The sequence below is a fragment of the Streptococcus sp. CCH8-H5 genome (genome assembly GCF_001556505.1).
Taxonomy (GTDB): Bacteria; Bacillota; Bacilli; order Lactobacillales; family Streptococcaceae; genus Streptococcus.
On sequence record NZ_LSIZ01000098.1, the window covers coordinates 1 to 17,798 of the forward strand.

Here is a 17,798-nt window from a genome sequence, read left to right on the forward strand (position 1 = left end):
CTGAAACTGCCAGTGAAACAGCTTCAACAACTGCAAGCGAAAGTCAAGCACCTGCAGAATCGGCCTCAGGCCAAACACGCGAAGCTGTAACTACAGACCGAGCTACCAATGAGGCTACATCAGCTAACGAAACTTCAAACAGCGAAACCAATGTCACTGGTGGTCAATACTATAGTGATGCATATGGTCACTGGCATTATAAAGATGCTAGTGGTAAAGACCTGACTGGACCACAAACTATTGATGGCGTTAAGGTCTACTTTAGAGATAGTGGTGTTCAGGTTAAAGGGGAATTTGCCTGGGACGGTCACTATTATGACAAAGATTCTGGTGCTCTTGTTACCAATAACTATGTAATTAACTATAATGATTTTCCCATAACTAACTCCTACGTAGACGAAAATGGAAATAAGGTAATTGGTTCCAAAGAAATTAATGGGGTTTGGAATTACTTCGATTATAATGGCAGACAATTAAAAGACAGATTTGATCCTAATGGACGTTATTATGATAAAGATGGGAAATTAACTGACTTAGGGATTAACCGCTACTTCCAAATTTCCAATCATTGGTACTATATTGGAAGTGAGGGGAAAATCTTAAAAGGACCGCAAACGATTGATGGTATCAAAGTTTTCTTTGATGAAGATGGTAAACAGGTTAAAGGAAATTTTGCTAAAGACAATCATTATTACGATAAAGATTCCGGTGAGCTTGTTACTAATAATTACGCAAACATTTATAGTAGCACCTATTACTTAGACGAAAATGGTTATAAAGTAACTGGCCACAAAGAAATTAACGGAATCTGGAATTATTTTGATAACTATGGTGAACAAGTTAAGGATAGATTTGCTCCTAATGGCTATTATTACGACAAGGAGGGTAAACAAGTTGATTTTGGTACTAACCGCTATTTCGAACTAGATGGCAAATGGTATTACGCAGGAAATGATGGTGCTATCCTAAAAGGAGCTCAAACCATTGATGGTGTTCAGGTCTATTTTGATAGCGATGGAAGACAAATTAAGGGGAAATTTGTTCGAGATTCCTCAGATTATAAATATCGCTACTATGATAAAGACTCCGGTGCTCTTGTTAAAAGCCAATACATTATAGATTATAATAAGAACACACAAAAATATGAACGTTACTATGTAGATGAGAATGGTATACGTGTTTCTGGACCACAAACAATCAGTGGTGCCTCCGTATACTTCAGCAATTATGATGGTCATCAACTTTTTAATGATTTTGGTGACGGTCACTACTATAACCATTATGGTAACTTTACAGACCTTGGTACTAACCGTTATGTTCAAATTGGAGAGAATTGGTACTATGTTGGTAATGATGGAAAAATTTTGACTGGTGAACAGACCATTGATAATGCTCATGTTTATTTTGATCGTAGCGGTAAACAGGTCAAAGGTGGGTTTGATAACAATCAACAGTTCCACGACAAAGACTCTGGTAATCTAGTTACTAACAGGTTTGTCACATCAAATGGTAAGATTTACTTTATTGGTTCTGACAGCAGAGCTGTCAAAGGTGCTACTGTAATTGATAATATCGAGTATCTCTTCGACAAAAATACCGGTGAACAAATTAAAGGTGGGTTTGTTGATTACTCTGACAAACTAATTAGTAAAGAGAATTACAATTATAATAATGATCCTGTTAAATTCTACGAAAAAGATACAGGAGCCCTTGTTAAAGATAAGTACTTTACAGTCAACGGTAAGTGGTATTATTCAGATAATAAAGGAAAGATTTTAAAAGGTCCACAAACTGTCCATGGCGTACAAGTTTACTTTGACCGTTACAATGGACAACAAATTAAAGGTACATTTGCCGATGATGGCTACTTCTACGACAAAAATTCTGGTGCTAAAGTAGATTTAGGAACAAGCCGCTATGTCCAAGTTAACGATAATTGGTACTATATTGGCAATGATGGGAAAACATTAAAAGGTGATAAAACTATCGATGGTATTCAAGTTCATTTTGACACTAAGACAGGGCAACAAATTAAAGGTGGATTTGCTGACAAAGATGGTAAACTAGTCATAAAAGAAAAATATCATCTATCTGGCACTCCTATGAGATACTATGATAAAGACTCTGGTGCTCTTGTAAAAGATCAATACTTCAGCCATGATGGTAAATGGTACTATGCAGATGCGGAAGGAAATATCCTTAAAGGCTCACAAACTATTGATGGGGTGCAGGTTTATTTTGACTCTTATGGAGTACAAGCTAAAGACGCAATCGCAGAAGGTTACTACTACGATAAAGACTCTGGTGCTCGTCACGAAGTTCCTCGTAATCAATTCATCAAAGCCGATGGCAAACTATACTACTTTGATAGCGAAAAACAGTATTCTAACTACCGAACAATAAATGGTAAACGATACTATATTAAAGACGATGGAGAAGTCTTGAGAGGTTCTTTTGATCGTTATGACAATCCTCCTTACTTCGATGATGAAACAGGTGCTGCTGTCGAAAAACCTGGCTTTATTAAGTCTGGTGATAATTGGTACTACGTAGACGAAAAAGGAAATAAAGCTTCAGGTCTTAAAGAAATCGACGGAAAATTATATTACTTTTCTTACAATCCTACCAATAAATATGAAACCCACAAACAAATTCGTGGCGCTTTAGGAAAACCGAATTGGTTCTTCTATTCTTATAATACTGATACAAAAAAACCAGAAGACAATCCAGCCTACTACTTTGACGCTGAAACAGGTGCTGCTGTAACTAATCAATTCGTTAATTGGAAGGGCAACTGGTACTACTTTGGTAACGATGGTAAGGCCCTTCTCTTTGATCAAGTCATCAATGGTCAACACCTTTACTTTAATTATGAAGGTAAACAAGTGAAGGGTAATTTCGTTACAGACTACAAGGGAACTCGTTACTATGATGAAAACTCTGGTGAGCTCGTCACCAACCAAACACGTACCATCAATGGTGTGACTTATCACTTTGATGAAAATGGACGTACAAATCAATTGTAAGATAAGTCAGGAAATCGACTAAAATTATTCTTATAAGACATCTATACTAAGGAAGTTGATTAATTTCAACTTCCTTTTAAAAATCCAAGAAAATAATTTTTGTCTACTTTAAGCAAACTTTAGGATTTGATTTATATACTATAACTATCCTAAAACTTTTCTTTTTCATAATCTCCTAAATTCAGGGCTCAGGTCCTGGATTTTTTTGTTTTTTATGAATCCTGGATTTAGTAAGAACTGGCAACATCTCACTTAATATTCATAAAAAAGCATACTTTTCTTTTTTGTCTACTCCTTTTCACATTATAAGAAAGCCTTTTCATTTTAATCTTGAAAAGGCTTTCTTATTGTCTTATAATATAAATTAAAAGGGGGTATTTATTATGGAAAAAAATGATAAGGCCAAAAAAAACGCATCTAAAAAGTATCTGATTGCGTTTTCATGTGCATCTGCTCTTGCTAGTTTTGCACTTATTGCCGGAGCTGCTTTTGCGGATGAAGTAACTGCTAGTGAAACACTCAAGAATGACACGACAGCAAGTGTTACTGCCAATCTTGAAACAACAGCAGATTTAGTTGAAACAAAGGGAATTGAGGCTACTGCTTCTGCTGAAAGTTCAACAGTTGCTCCAGAGTTAGCAAGTTCGGAAAACGCTAGAGAAAGGGCTTCAGCAAGCACTAATGAAAGTCAATCACCTACTGAAACAGCTAACGTTGAAGCACACACAGCTTCAACAAGAGACAGTACCACTAGTGAAACAACTGCGACAACTCCTGTTATCAATGAGGACTTAAACGTTACAGGCGGTCAATATTACAGCGACCAAAACGGCAAATGGCATTACAGAGATGCCAATGGTAAGGATCTGACTGGACCACAAACCATAGATGGGGTTCAAGTCTATTTCGATAAAGAAAATGGCATACAAGCTAAAGGCGTTTTTGCTAAAGACCCTAATGATGCTAAAAAACTAAATTTCTATGATAAAGATTCTGGTGCTCTTCTCAAAAATCAATTTATCGTTGCCTACAGCAACGATACAAAACAATATGAACGCTATTATCTAGATGATAAAGGGAATCCCGTGTATGGTGAGTATCGAATTAATCGTCGATCATCCTACTTTGACGATAAATTTGGGACTCAAATCATTGATCGCTTTGCTCCTAATGGACACTTTTACGATCAGGATGGTGTTTTCGTCAATTTAGGTACCAACCGCTTTGTTGAAATCAAAGGAAAATGCTACTATCTCAATGATAGAGGACAAATTATAAAGGGCAACCATATCATCAATGGAGCTCAGGTCTATTTCGATGAAAATGGTGTTCAAATAAAAGGGAATTTTGACAAGGATAACCGCTATTATGATGAACACACTGGTAAGCTAGTAAGCAACCGATTCGTAACAGTCAACGATAAGAGCTACTTCGTTGGCGCAAAAGGTGTAGCCATGAAGGGTGCTACTCGTATTGATGGTAAAGAGTACTACTTCGATAAAAAGACAGGTGCCCAAGTGAAAGGTGACTTCGGAGGTAATGGTAAATACTACGATGCCTCAACTGGTGCACTTGTAACCAACCGTTATGTCAATGTAGATAAATATTGGTACTATGTTGATGCTGAGGGCAAACCATTAAAAGGTTCACAAACCATAAATAATGTTCCTGTCTACTTTGATTCTTATTATGGGCGACAAGTTAAAGGTGATTTTGGAGACGACGGTTACTACTATGATAAAGACTCTGGTGCGAGAATTACACTCGAAAAAAATCGTTACCATAATATTAATAACCATTGGTATTATGTCGGTTCAAATGGCAAAATCCTTAAAGGCGACCACATCATCAATGGTGCTCAAGTGCATTTCGACAGGGTATTTGGAATACAAGCTAAAGATGACTTTGTAGATGAAGATGGCATTAATGTTCTCTATGATAGCTTTGTTGTCTTTGGTAACCCAGTTAAGTATTATGACAAGGATACTGGTGAACTTGTTAAGGGGCGTTACTTTACAACTCGAGGCAAATGGTTCTATGCAGACAAGCAAGGCAATATTCTAAAAGGTGCCCATACCATTGATGGTGTTCCTGTCTACTTTGACGACCACCTCGGAACACAATTCAAAAACGTAGTTAAAAATGGCCACTACTATGATAAGGATACCGGTGAACAGAAGGATGTCCCACGGAACCAATTTGTTCATGTTGATAATGGTCTCTTCTATTATGATAAAGATGGAAAACCACTTTCTGATTCTCATACCATTAATGGTGTAACCTATTCGTTCTATGAAGATGGACAAGCCCGTCGAGGTACTTTTGGACCTTACGGTTCAGGACCTTTCTATGATAAAGTTACTGGAGCCGCAGTCAGAGAAAAAGGATTCCATCAAGTAGGTGGCGATTGGTACTATACTGACGAAAATGGTAATAAACTTCTCGGTCTTCAAGAAATCGATGGGAAACTCTATTATCTCGATAATACAGAGTCTACAAGCTTAGTTACTGGTTATCTCGCAAAAGATAAAGTGCTTAGTCCTGAGCAAAAAGAGTCTACTAGATATCCTCGGACATCTAGTAGTACTATCATCGAACCTAAAATCCACAGTTACTACTACTTCGATGCTGAAACAGGTGCTGCGGTAACTAACCAATTCGTTAATTGGAAGGGCAACTGGTACTACTTCGGTAAGGATGGTAAGGCCCTCCTCTTTGATCAAGTCATCAATGGTCAACACCTCTACTTCGATTATGAAGGTAAACAAGTGAAGGGCGATTTCGTTACAGACTACAAGGGTACTCGTTTTTACGATGAAAACTCTGGTGAGCTCGTCACCAACCAAACACGTACCATTAATGGTGTGACTTATCACTTTGATGAAAATGGACGTGCAAAGCAATTGTAAGATAAGTCCGCAAATCGACTAAAATTATTCTCATTCGTCATACAGATAAACGACAAACAAAAAGTCCAAATCAAACTATTGATTTGGGCTTTTTGTTAGGTAAAGAATTTATTAGTCCTTTTTCAGTCTTTTTAGGTGTTTATAGAGACCGAAGGCACGATCCAGTTGCATAGATTCGATAGGACGTTTGCCCTTGATATAGAGATTTCCATTGGTCGCATTCATCAACCCTGTCTTAGAAATGGCATAGCCGGTAATCATGCCACTATAAAGGAATTTTTTCAACTCCTTGACATCTAAAACTCTGCTTGAAGGTTCAAGAACACCATATTCTGCTTCATAAATATCCACTAGTCTTTTAAACTTATAGGCTGTTTTTATGGACATATCTCCGACATTTCCCTTGGCATAATAATGATAGAGATTCTGTGGGCTTAAGTCTGCTGATGCCACCTCTTGACCATTTGGTGAGTAAGGTTGTGATTTAATGAAAGTATTAAGCTTGCCAATATCAATATGGGAGTCGCTAACATTTTCCTTAGGAATAGGGAAGTCATTCCTATCAACAATCTCCCTTCGTCTTATGGTAGCTAATAATTCATAAGGCTCGACTCTAAGCCTTTTAGAAAATTTTTCCAAAGTATCAAGCGATACCGTTCCTGTTTGATTGATCAGATTATAGTTGGTTTGAGCCATACCAGATGAGACTACAAAGGCTGTCATGCGTTCTCTGACTTCCCCCTCAGCCATATCTTCCGTGATTTCCAACTTCTTGCGAATATTGTGCCACAAGTTCTGGGTGACCTGATCAGGATCTCTTGGAAACTCAAAACCCTCATGCTGATTATCTCGAGCTAAGAGCTTCCCAAGTGTAATCTTTTTCCCAGTCACCTTGGCCAGACCGTTAGTAATGGCTACAATCTTTGGAATATTTCCCTTAGGCTTGTTCATGAAAAGCATCCGAAGGCTTCCTGACGGAATCCTCGTAGCTTCTGAAAGCTCTTTGTAACTCTTCTTATCTTTCCAAAATTCCCCCATACGAGCTTTTTCCGCATTTTCCCAGAAAAGCTCCTTAAGGGATTTGGGGGTATTCGGCTCATTCGATAATAGTCGTTTTGACATAATTGTCTCCCTCTAAAATTGCTGTTTAAACTTAGTCCGAGTCTATTATCTCATATTTTTAATAAAAATCAAATCAAACCCTAATGGTATTGATTTTACTATATAAAAAGGATTTAGCTCCGTTTTACACAGAACTAAATCCCTTGAAGAGGATTATATCATAAATTGGTAAATTATAGCCTAAAGCATACCCAACCAAAAGAAAAAACTTAATACGCTAGCCCAATCAAGGCCAGAAGCAAATACTAAAGATTTAATTGTCCTTCCACTCAGTTGACTAAAATAGGCCCATTTTTTTCTGTTTGAAACCAATAAAACAATTGGAAGATATAGACTAGCTCCTAAAAGAGCTGGACAATACTTTTGAACCCCTATTGAAATAGGAAATATAATTATAAAAACTAAACTTAACAGTGCAAACAGTGAGAAAACACTCATAAAAGAAGGTATGACACGAGAAATTCCCTGCATACTTTTTTCAGGTCGTTCCTCATCTCCATAGAAAGAATATCGTAAACCAACATCCACCAAACCGGCGAAGCCAATCATATTATTCAAGCTATTAATAGTCCAACTTGTCTCTAGTAAGTAAGATAATTTTTGTTTCTGATTAAGCTCTTTATTTAAGATTTTATCATAGAATATCATAAGTGCAACAGCCATAAAACCAAGCAAAGCTAAACTAATGACTTTTATTGGAGAGAGTTCTCCAAAGATTGCTCCAATCTTATCAAACGAAATTGTCTTAAAAAGTCTGATTATCTCTACAATAACCAGACTAGCAATAGATAAAAATAGCACAAGTTTGATAAGTCTCTGCCATTTTTTCACGCCATTCAAAATTGTTCTCACAATCTCTTCCTCTTATCCTAATAAAGTTTGTAATATTGGAATAACAACGATAAATAGAACCGTACTTAGAGTCACCACATTCGTAGAGAATTCTACATCTCCTTTTCCCTGATTAGCAAGGATCGGAAGAACAGCAAGGGCTGGTGTAGCGGACTGAATCATAAAGGTCTTAAATTCTACTGTCGCCATATTTGGTGCAAAGAACTTCAATACAAGAAGCATGATTAGAGGAGCTAGGATAAAGCGTCCAACTAAAGTAACAATTGTATCTTTATCAAAAGTAATAGTTTTCAAACCTGCCTTTGCAAGAACGATACCAATATAAATCAGAGATAGAGGAGTGACGATATTTCCAACATAGGTTAAGGTATTCGTTGCGAAATCTGGAATAGAGATTCGAAGAATCAAAAACAGTAGAGCCACAAGAAAACCTACAAGCGGAGCTGGTAGCAATTTCTTCCAGTCAAATTTACTTGTCTCCTTACTTTGACCCGATTTACTGTCGCTCGTCATCAAATACACGCCCAATGTCCAGGTGGAAATCGTGTTGGTGATATAGTAAATTAAGAAATAAGGAAGAGCCTGATCCCCAAAAAGAGCAACGTTTAAAGGTAAACCAATAAAAATAGTGTTGGCATTCACAAAGGTATTAATCATGGTTCCTCGCCGTCCTGGACGAACCTTGAAAACCACAACTGCAATATAAGCTACGATATAGCCCAAGATAAAGGCTACAAAAGTATAAAGGAGGCCTCCAGAAAGACTGATTAGCTTGTCTAGCGTTAGGTATTTCATCACCGACACAAAGATTGACGCTGGCAAGGCTACATTCATGATTAAACGAGACAGGTTAGGTCCAAAGTCATCTCCAAACCATCCCTTCACCTGAAGAATATACCCCAAAACAATGATAGCGATAATCGGAATGATACTCGTAATCGAGGTTAAAAAGAGTGACATAGGTATCCTTTCTAAATTACTTAAGTCCACAGTCCATACAAATCTGTCGCTAGTGAAGGATAGACAGCAGCAGTGGATTATTTATACTCTGGATACCACTTCAAATCACGAACTGCTTTGGCCATATCTGTTTCCTTAGCACGCGCAAGACCTTGCTCTTGTGCTTTTTTAGCGACTGCTTCTGCTACTTTAATAGAAACATCTGCTACATACTTGAATGGCGGCAAGACAGGAGCTCCTGGTTGGCCTGGATTGACAATACCACTCAATGAATGAGCCGCTGCTCCAATCATTTCATCAGTCAAAAGACTTGCTTCAGAAGCCAGCATACCTAGACCAAGACCTGGGTAAATCAAGGCATTATTGGCTTGACCAATCACATAGTCGACACCTTTATAAGAAACTGTATCAGCAGGAATTCCTGTTGCGACAAAAGCTTTGCCATCTGACCATTCAATCAAATCTTTGGCACTAGCTTCTGCTAGTTTGGTTGGATTTGACAAAGGGAAGATCATCGGACGCTCTGTATTTTCACACATAGCCTCTACTATTTCTTTAGTGAAGGTATTAGGTTGAGTTGAAGTTCCTACAAGAATGGTTGGCTTCACAGTCTTCACTACTTCAAGCAGGTCAGTCAACTTGTCTGCATTACTAAAGTCAGCACGTTTCTTAGCAAACGGTTTTTGTTCAGGGGTTAGGTCATCCATGTCATCAAAGAGAAGACCTTGTTTATCAACCATAAAGAAACGTTTATAGGCTTCTTCTTCAGAAAGACCTTCACTCACCATTTCACGAAGAACACGAGAGGCAATTCCTGCACCCGCAGTACCACCACCATAGCAGAGATAAACTTGATCTGTTAATTTTTCACCACTAATATCCAGTGAACCAAAGATACCACCTAGGGTAACGATTCCTGTACCTTGAATATCATCATTAAAAGTTGGAATTTGTTTCCGGTATTTTTCAAGAATATTGGCTGCATTCAAGCGGCCGAAGTCTTCCCAGTGAAGGTAGAGTTTAGGAAAGAGACGTTCTGCTGTTTGAACAAATTGGTCAATGAAGTCGTAGTAACGATCTCCGCGGACCCGTTCGTGACGATTTCCTAAGTAATTAGGATTGTTACGAAGTTCTTCACGGTTAGTCCCTGCATCAATGACTAAAGGAAGGACCATAGAAGGATCGATTCCAGCAGCACCTGTATAGACCATCAATTTCCCGACAGAAATATCAACACCATTTGTTCCCCAGTCACCGATTCCAAGGATTCCTTCTGCATCTGTTACAACAATGAGACGAATCTCGCGATCCCCAGCAGCATTTTTCAAAGTGGCTTCAATATTTTCAGGATGATTAATATCAAGATATCCCGCATATTGGGGATCTACAAAGAGGTCACTATAGCCTTCAATGGTATCTGCAATGGTTGGATCGTATACAATTGGATTAAATTCCTCCAAATGTTGAGAAAAGAGGTAATAGAAAAGAGTCCGGTTGGTATTAAAAATTTCCATTAGGAAAAGACGCTTTTCCAAATCATTGGCTTTTGTTTGCATTTGCGCATAAGTTTGCGCCGCTTGTTCTTCAATCGTTTGAACATACGGTGGCAGTAAACCAATAAGGCCTAGTTCCTTTCGCTCCTCTAAGGTAAAGGCAGTACCTTTATTGAGGAAAGGGTTGTTTAAAATATCATGTGCAGTCATAATGCAACCTCCTTTTTACTTATATTATACTACTTAAAATAGTCGTTTTAAAGAACAATGTGCTTTATAGTGTCCACTCATTTCTTTTATGTTATAATGGGCAAAAAGAATTATGACAGAATCAACTATACAACCAGTTATCATCTTTCCTCCAGATACAAATGGACAACCACTTTATCTGTGCCTAACCCTATAACACATTTGTTTTACAGGCTGTATAGTAGCAACAATTGTGATGGTACTAATAGAGACTAGCATATTGAACTAATAAACAACAATATGGATTTTATAGTATACTTTGTATTGTTTAAAAAGTTATTTTTGTCATTTAAAACTTGTATTCTGTTTATATGACAACTAATAATTATCTACAAAAATATATTTCACAAAAAGTGAAATATTTTCGTAAACAAAACAAAATGAGCCAGGAGGAACTTTCGGAACAGGCAGGACTCGGACTCAAGTATATCAATCAATTAGAAAACCAAAATGTGAATCTGACCATTCACAGTCTAGAAAAAGTGATTGTCGCCTTAAACTTGACACCAGAGGACTTTTTCAATTTCAATAGCCTCGAGCCCACCACTGACCAAACCGATAATCTCTCATTGAAAAGAGTTAACATGAAGCTGAAACAAGTTCCTGTTGATAAAAGGGAGAAAATCCTAGCTATTTTTGAAGATATTCTTGATAACCTATAATCATCTCCTGACTCATCATCATATTCTAACCTAATAAAAAAGTTATAGTCAAACACATCACTACGGATAATATTTACTTATCATCTCATCTAGCCTTGTCTATGTAACTCTTTTTAACAATTTTTTGAAAGTGTGATTTTATGAATCTTAAAGACTTATACTATTTTTATGACCTAAGCAACTTGCAATCTTTCACTGAAGTAGCTCGAAAAAACGGGGTGAGTCAACCATCTATTTCTTATGCCATTAAACGTTTAGAAAAGGAGTTTCATTGCCAATTACTTGTGCATGATCCTTCTCATAGGACATTTAAGCTAACTCCACAAGGTGATATATTGTTACGACATGTAAAGAAAGCTCTTCCAGAAATACAAGGTGCCCAAAAAGAAATACTTCGAAGCATTTCTCCCTATGATACAATTGGGTTTCCGCCTCTTATTATTGACTATCTTGTTCGTAAAGAGCCTGCTTTTATTGAAAATGTCTCAGCACTTCGAAACATTCACCCTATACAAGAAGGTTCTATTGAACTTCTAGACCTCTTGTCTAAGGGAGAACTAGATGCCAGTTTTATTGGAAGCTTAGAACCGATTATCGATAAACGATTTTCAGTTAAAACTCTTATGACAAGTGATCTTTATTATATTCTACCTTCAGGCCACTCATTGGCAGATAAGGAAGCTATCGCTTTCTCTGATGTTCTAAATGAAAATTTTATTATTTTAGACGAACATTTTGTTCATCTAAAAGCTTTTCAACATTTGAATAATCAATATCATCATGCTGCAACACCATTCTTTCAAACAGATGATATTAATTTGCTTAAGCAACTCCTTCGTAAAAAAATTGGTATCAGTCTTCTTTCTGAAATCGCTATAACAAAGGAAGACAAAGATTTAATTTCTATCCCAATGGTTAAAGAGGAACGCATGTCGCTTTATGTTTCACTACTTACACTTAAGGAAACTAATCTTCATCCTGAGGTAGAAAACTTCTTCCAAGAACTATTAAATTAAAAGCGATAATACTAAGCTAATTAAGATACATCTAACAATAAAAGGAAACTCCCCTCGTACTTAAACGAAGGGAGTTGTTTTACTAATAATTCCAGTTTACCAAGAGATAAATGAGACTCGAGCCAAACATATCCGCCAAGGCATGCATGAGGAAGAATGGAAGCAAGTTTTTGACCTTGTATTTATAAAGGAAATAATAAAGTAGACCAAAGACCACACCGATAACCAGAGCCCATAGCATGCCCTGATAGGTATGGAAGGACACACGGACAATGGTTGAAAAGAGCAAGACCCACCATTTATACTTGTCCTTTACTGAGGTCAAGAGCCCTAAGAAGAAAAATTCCTCGTAGAAACCATTAAGCAGTCCGTAAGCAATGGCCATAGGTGACAAAGCCATAAACTTATCAATAACAGCCATAGGATTAATATAGGCTAAAACTTGAGGACTAAAATAATTATACTGTCCTGACAAGGTGCTAACCATATCGGCAAATAGACCTGAGATAGCGAAAATAAAGGGTACCCAAAAGAGAACAGACCACTTTAGGCGTATAGGTAATTGTTTAAAGTCAAAATGACGTATCCAGAGATATATAATCGCTAAGGTTAGGAGAATAATCTGCAAGGTGAAATTACTTGAATAGCCTGCTCCTTCACTGGCTGTATTTGTTGAAGTCTCACTGATTGCTGTGGAAACGCTTGGAGCCAAACTTGCCAAATATATTTGTGTTGAACGGACAATAAACTGTCCAAACATAATGAGCGTAACAATACCGATATCAAACCACCTCAGATTCTTTAGTGGTTGTTCGGGACGAATTTTCTTGAGTAAAGACATTGGTCTTTCCTTTCTTCTATCCTCTTGATCGAAGACTGGTTTATTCTTTAAGTTTATTATAAGTCATAAACCTTAACATAATACTAAAATTTGCAATAAGATTAGTATTTCATTTAAGGAAAGAAAAAGCAAGGGAAAGCATGTTTCCTTTGCTTCAAACTTGTTATTAATCATTCTTTTTAACAACACTAACTAAGACAAGGAGTTGGAAAATAGCCAAAACAAATAGGACCACAAAGCCATTTCGACTACCTTGAGCCGTTGCTCGTGCAAAGTCAATCTTGTGGTTAGCTTGACTCATAGCAACAATTAGAGATGCTAGTATTGTTCCCACTGCTCCTGCAAATTGTTGGAGCGTGTTAAAGATGGCATTAGCGTCGGCTCGTTGATCAAGCGACAGTTGTTTCTGTCCATTGGTCATGACATTACCAAAGGCAACCCCAAGTCCCGTCATGAAAATCATGTAAAAGGCGAGAATCAAAGTATTTGAAAGGGAGAGGCCAAACAAGCTAAATAGCAACTGAGCAAGAACAATAAGGCTTGCTCCAATCAGAATTGGTTTACGAGCTCCCATCTTATCTAAAATGATACCCGAAAACGGAGCAAATCCTGCACCAATGATAGCTCCTGGGAGGAGCATCAAGGCTGCAAGAGTGGTATTAGAGTGGTTAACCAACTGCACATAGTTTGGCAAGAGGAAACTCATCGCAAGGGAACCCAATTGGAAAGAAAAGAAAGCGATGATATGACCTGTCAGTTTACGATTTTTCAAAATAGAGAGGTTGATGATGGGATTTTCTAATGTTGTAGAACGCCAAATCAAAATGGCAAGACCTAAGATTCCAATCAAAAGCCAACCTAAGACTGAGAAGCTGAAGAAGGCATGTTCAGCAACCCCATGAAGACCTAAAATCAGGCCCAAGAAAAGAAAGATGGTAGCCACTAGACTGAGGATATCTAAAGATTCACGTTTAACCTCACTCTTTTGCTCAATCGAGCGAAGCCCTGCAATCAGTGAAGCCAAGAGAATAGGAAACTGAATGAGGAAGATAGAACGCCAACCAAAATGCGCTGTCAAAAGTCCACCAACAGTTGGTCCAATCGCCGGTGCAACTGCTGTAATCAGTGTCCCAACTCCCATCATGAGACCAATCTTACGACTTGGCACCTGCTCCAAAATGATGTTAAACATGAGAGGTAGAGCAAAACCAACACCCATCCCTTGAACCAATCGTCCCAAAACAACAAAGCTAAAACTAGGCGCTATAAAGTCAATGAGAACACCTAAAATAGACAAAAGGTTTGCGACCAGAAAGATGGTTTTCATCTTAAACGAGCGCTTGAGATAGGCAGATAAGGGCACCACGCAAGCAACGACTAATAGGTAGATGGTTGTAACCCACTGTACTGTTGACGTATTAACCGAAAATGCCTTCATCAATACAGGAAAGGTGATATTCATAGCTGTTTCACCAGCCACTCCACAAAAAGAAAGGATTCCTGTCGCAAAGATGACACACAGGATCTTGGTGGAGATTTTTTCTTCTGACATGAGTATTTGTTCCTCCTAGATAAACTTAAAGATTACGATAGTGTTGTAATATTTTGAGAAAGATTTCTCTCTCTTTAGCTGAAAATTGCTGGGCAAACTCTTCCTCTTCTTTACGAAGATAGGATTGACAGGCAGACGCGATTTTTACCGCCTTATCCGTTAAAACAACCGCTTTTTGCCTAGCGTCTTTCGCTGAGATATGTCGTTCGATAAGGCCTTTTTTCTCCATCCGCTGTAAGAGAACTGTCGTTGTCGAACGCTGAATCTCAAATTCGTGCTCAATGTCACGTTGAAATACCTCATGATTAGCATGATTGGTTATAAAATCGATAATGGCCATCTGATTTCCAGTCAAATCATATTGCCTAGCAAACTGATCAAAGTGGCGCATCATATTGTTATTGGCTTGCTTCAACAAGCGTCCAAAATGGTCCAAAACATGACTCCTTAACTATATTGTTAGCTAACTAGCGATTAACAGTGTAGTAGAATTATTAACTCAAGTCAATAGATTCTTTCAAAAAATAGAAAAACTCAAGAACTTAAATCCTTGAGTTGCTTCATTTAGTCTTTCTTTACAGGAATTTCCTTAATCACACGCGCAGGGTTTCCACCTAGAACCACGTTGTCTCCAAAGGACTTAGTCACAACAGCGCCTGCCCCAGCCACTACATTATCCCCTAGGGTAACGCCAGGAAGGATGGTCACGCCTCCACCAGCCCAGAAGTTATCACCGATAGTAATTGGAGCCCCATATTCAAGGCCTGAATTACGCTCGGTTGGATCAAGAGGATGTAAGGGCGTCAAAAACTGACAATTAGGGCCAATCATGGCATTGTCACCAATCCTGATAGGACAGACGTCTAGCATAGTCAAGTTCCAGTTAGAATAAAAATTTTCACCGATATGGATATTAACACCGTAATCCGTAACGAACTGAGGATTCATGGCAAGATTTTCACCAGTCGAACCAAACCAAGATTTGACAATTTCAGCTCTCTTGAGACGGTCAGGTTCCGCATTAAAGGCCATTTGGTTTTCTCTCGATTTAGCTGCTAGAGCACGTAGCTCAGGATCACTCGGTTTATAAAAGTCACCTGCAATCATTTTTTCATATTCTGTCGGCATGGTATACTCCTTTTATGGTTGTTTTCCTATATTGTAGTATAGAAGTGATGTTACCACAAGCGAACAGATATAAACTAGATAAATATCTCAACTTAAAAAATATTACTAAATATAGATTGTAACCATAGCTCCATTATTTTCATTAGAAAGTTTCAGTTCCCAATCATGAAGTTCTACGACTCTTTTTACAAAAGATAACCCTATTCCAAAATGGTGATTTTGAGAGTCGTTTCCTGACTGATTATCTTGGTAAAAGAGCGATCCTACATTATCAATCATATTAGCTGAGAACCTTGAGCCATCATTCCAAACCGATAAAACAATCTTATTTTGCTCAGATGATAATTTTATAACTATCTTTGGCATCATTGATTGACTATAGGACATTGCATTATTCACTAGATTAGTAATTGCTCTTAAGAATAATACTAAGTCAATATGAATAGTAGTATCAGATGGGGTTTCATTCAATACATTTAAAACACAAGTCCCAGTTGTCAGAGGAGTTAATTCTCTAATCAAACATGACGCAAGCTGCTCCGAAGTAATATGCTCTTTATTGATATTATCTTTATAAAATGTTTTTGAATATTGAATAAATTGATTAAAATAATTATCTAGTTGTTGACTTGAAGATTCGATATCTAATAAGCATTGAGTTAACTCAGGAGACAAATCAAATGTTTGAAGATACTCAGCATTACCTGAAATTATTGTTAGAGGTGTCTTTAAATCATGTGCTGCGGAAGACACTCTGAACATTAGCTCTTGCTTTTGTTTTTTCTCTTTTTCAAGCATCTTTTGAATTTTATCCTGCATCTTCATAATATGTTCTTTTGTCTCAATAAATTCAAATAACCTTAGTGGCTTAGAGTATTTGTTATTGTCTGAATATAAGCTTTGTTCATATACTGTCTTCATCTCTCTCTGAATTTCATATAGAAGTTTTTGTACATTTCTTACAATTATAACAACTAAAATGACACAAAGATAAATCCACGAGCTAACACTAAAAAACATAGTAAAGCTATTCACATTGTTAGCATTAATTCCTTCAACCGCTGTAAATAGGGCAGGAATAATGTAAAAAAAACAAATGCATAACAAAAATTGAAAAATAATTTTCAAATAAGTTGCTCTTATCAACTGCTTTAATGTTATTGATTTTGCCATTTATATCCCCCACCCCAAAGAGTTTTAATTGGATCAATACCATAAGGTTTCAATTTTTGTCGAATCTGATAGATATACTCTGTAATACTTCGGTACTGAACTTCTGAACTTTGAGGGTACAAATATTCATAAAGCTCCTCTACACTAAAGATTTTAGTTTGATAGGTAAACAACAAATATAATAAATTAAATTCCCTTCTCGAAAGAGAAATACTATTACCGTCTACTATTAATTCCTTTCCTACCCTATCAAATTGAAGTAAACCACTAGTCTCAGTATCTCCGACAGAAAGTAGCCTTTTATCTCTTCTAATATGCATTTTGACTCTTGCAACCAACTCCTTCATACCGAATGGTTTGGTAATAAAATCATCTGCACCTATTCCAATAGCTTCAACAATATCTTCTTCAAGGTTTTTAGCAGTTATAAAAATTATGGGTGTTTGAATCTGACTTCTGATCCTACTACAAATATCAATACCACTCACTGGCATCATTATATCCAGTAAAATCAAATCAAATCCTATGAAGTCACAAAGGTTAATATCTTCAACAGAATTTCTAGTTTCAACTACATAGGAGTTTTTCTCCAGAATATTCTTAATCAATCTTAAAATTTTTAAATCATCGTCAATAACTAGAATTTTAGACTTTACCATTTTTTCCCTCGTACGTTTTGAATATATTGTAACATAATTAAAAATCGAAAATACATTTCAAAAATAGCATATAATTGATAATTCAATAAATTGAGTTTCTACCAAATCTCAATAATGCTCATTTTTAAGTAACAGAATATGTGCTCCAAAGTCTTG

Annotated in this window: 14 protein-coding genes; 4 read left to right on the forward strand and 10 right to left on the reverse strand. The window is 37.1% G+C overall.

Annotated elements, in window-relative coordinates; translation table 11 throughout:
• Together AX663_RS05970 and AX663_RS05975 are read left to right on the forward strand one after the other, a co-directional pair.
• Positions 1–3,026, forward strand: a 3,026-nt coding sequence (locus tag AX663_RS05970) for a glucosyl transferase (protein WP_060973005.1), incomplete at its 5' end; no start/stop codon positions are given.
• Between the two features lie 383 nt (positions 3,027–3,409).
• Complete coding sequence (locus AX663_RS05975; RefSeq protein WP_060973006.1) at positions 3,410–5,935, forward strand: glucosyl transferase; 2,526 nt, start codon at positions 3,410–3,412, stop codon at positions 5,933–5,935.
• Between the two features lie 111 nt (positions 5,936–6,046).
• Here AX663_RS05975 and AX663_RS05980 read toward each other — a convergent pair whose 3' ends face one another.
• The 4 genes from AX663_RS05980 to AX663_RS05995 form a co-directional block, all read right to left on the reverse strand.
• Entirely contained in the window at positions 6,047–7,057 is a 1,011-nt protein-coding gene (locus AX663_RS05980; RefSeq protein ID WP_060973007.1) for a hypothetical protein, read from the reverse strand.
• Between the two features lie 180 nt (positions 7,058–7,237).
• Complete coding sequence (locus AX663_RS05985; protein ID WP_060973008.1) at positions 7,238–7,909, reverse strand: hypothetical protein; 672 nt, start codon at positions 7,907–7,909, stop codon at positions 7,238–7,240.
• Between the two features lie 12 nt (positions 7,910–7,921).
• Complete coding sequence (locus AX663_RS05990; RefSeq protein ID WP_060973009.1) at positions 7,922–8,869, reverse strand: AEC family transporter; 948 nt, start codon at positions 8,867–8,869, stop codon at positions 7,922–7,924.
• A gap of 77 nt (positions 8,870–8,946) precedes the next feature.
• Entirely contained in the window at positions 8,947–10,572 is a 1,626-nt protein-coding gene (locus tag AX663_RS05995) for a malolactic enzyme (protein ID WP_000123923.1), read from the reverse strand.
• Positions 10,573–10,922: 350 nt separating this feature from the next.
• Here AX663_RS05995 and AX663_RS06000 point away from each other — a divergent pair, with 350 nt between their 5' ends.
• Complete coding sequence (locus AX663_RS06000; RefSeq protein WP_037598004.1) at positions 10,923–11,273, forward strand: helix-turn-helix domain-containing protein; 351 nt, start codon at positions 10,923–10,925, stop codon at positions 11,271–11,273.
• A gap of 140 nt (positions 11,274–11,413) precedes the next feature.
• Positions 11,414–12,289 carry a LysR family transcriptional regulator gene (locus AX663_RS06005; RefSeq protein WP_060973010.1) on the forward strand — a complete coding sequence of 292 codons (876 nt, stop codon included), beginning with the start codon at positions 11,414–11,416 and terminating at the stop codon, positions 12,287–12,289.
• An 82-nt stretch (positions 12,290–12,371) separates the two neighbouring features.
• Here the strand turns inward: AX663_RS06005 and AX663_RS06010 are convergent, their stop codons facing one another.
• The 6 genes from AX663_RS06010 to AX663_RS06035 all read right to left on the reverse strand — a co-directional run bounded on the left by AX663_RS06010 (position 12,372) and on the right by AX663_RS06035 (position 17,642).
• Positions 12,372–13,130, reverse strand: a complete 759-nt coding sequence (locus AX663_RS06010; RefSeq protein ID WP_060973011.1) for a CPBP family intramembrane glutamic endopeptidase — start codon at positions 13,128–13,130, stop codon at positions 12,372–12,374.
• A 166-nt stretch (positions 13,131–13,296) separates the two neighbouring features.
• A complete protein-coding gene (locus AX663_RS06015) occupies positions 13,297–14,682 on the reverse strand; it encodes an MFS transporter (protein WP_060973012.1) in 1,386 nt (461 codons plus the stop codon).
• Positions 14,683–14,707: 25 nt separating this feature from the next.
• Complete coding sequence (locus tag AX663_RS06020; protein WP_081372580.1) at positions 14,708–15,118, reverse strand: MarR family winged helix-turn-helix transcriptional regulator; 411 nt, start codon at positions 15,116–15,118, stop codon at positions 14,708–14,710.
• A gap of 128 nt (positions 15,119–15,246) precedes the next feature.
• Positions 15,247–15,810 carry a sugar O-acetyltransferase gene (locus AX663_RS06025; protein WP_060973013.1) on the reverse strand — a complete coding sequence of 188 codons (564 nt, stop codon included), beginning with the start codon at positions 15,808–15,810 and terminating at the stop codon, positions 15,247–15,249.
• A gap of 105 nt (positions 15,811–15,915) precedes the next feature.
• Positions 15,916–16,983 carry a sensor histidine kinase gene (locus tag AX663_RS06030; RefSeq protein WP_060973014.1) on the reverse strand — a complete coding sequence of 356 codons (1,068 nt, stop codon included), beginning with the start codon at positions 16,981–16,983 and terminating at the stop codon, positions 15,916–15,918.
• Positions 16,968–17,642 (reverse strand): response regulator transcription factor, encoded by a 675-nt coding sequence (locus AX663_RS06035; RefSeq protein ID WP_060973015.1) that lies wholly within the window; start codon positions 17,640–17,642, stop codon positions 16,968–16,970. Before AX663_RS06035 ends, AX663_RS06030 begins: the two co-directional genes overlap by 16 nt.
• Positions 17,643–17,798 lie beyond the last annotated feature (156 nt).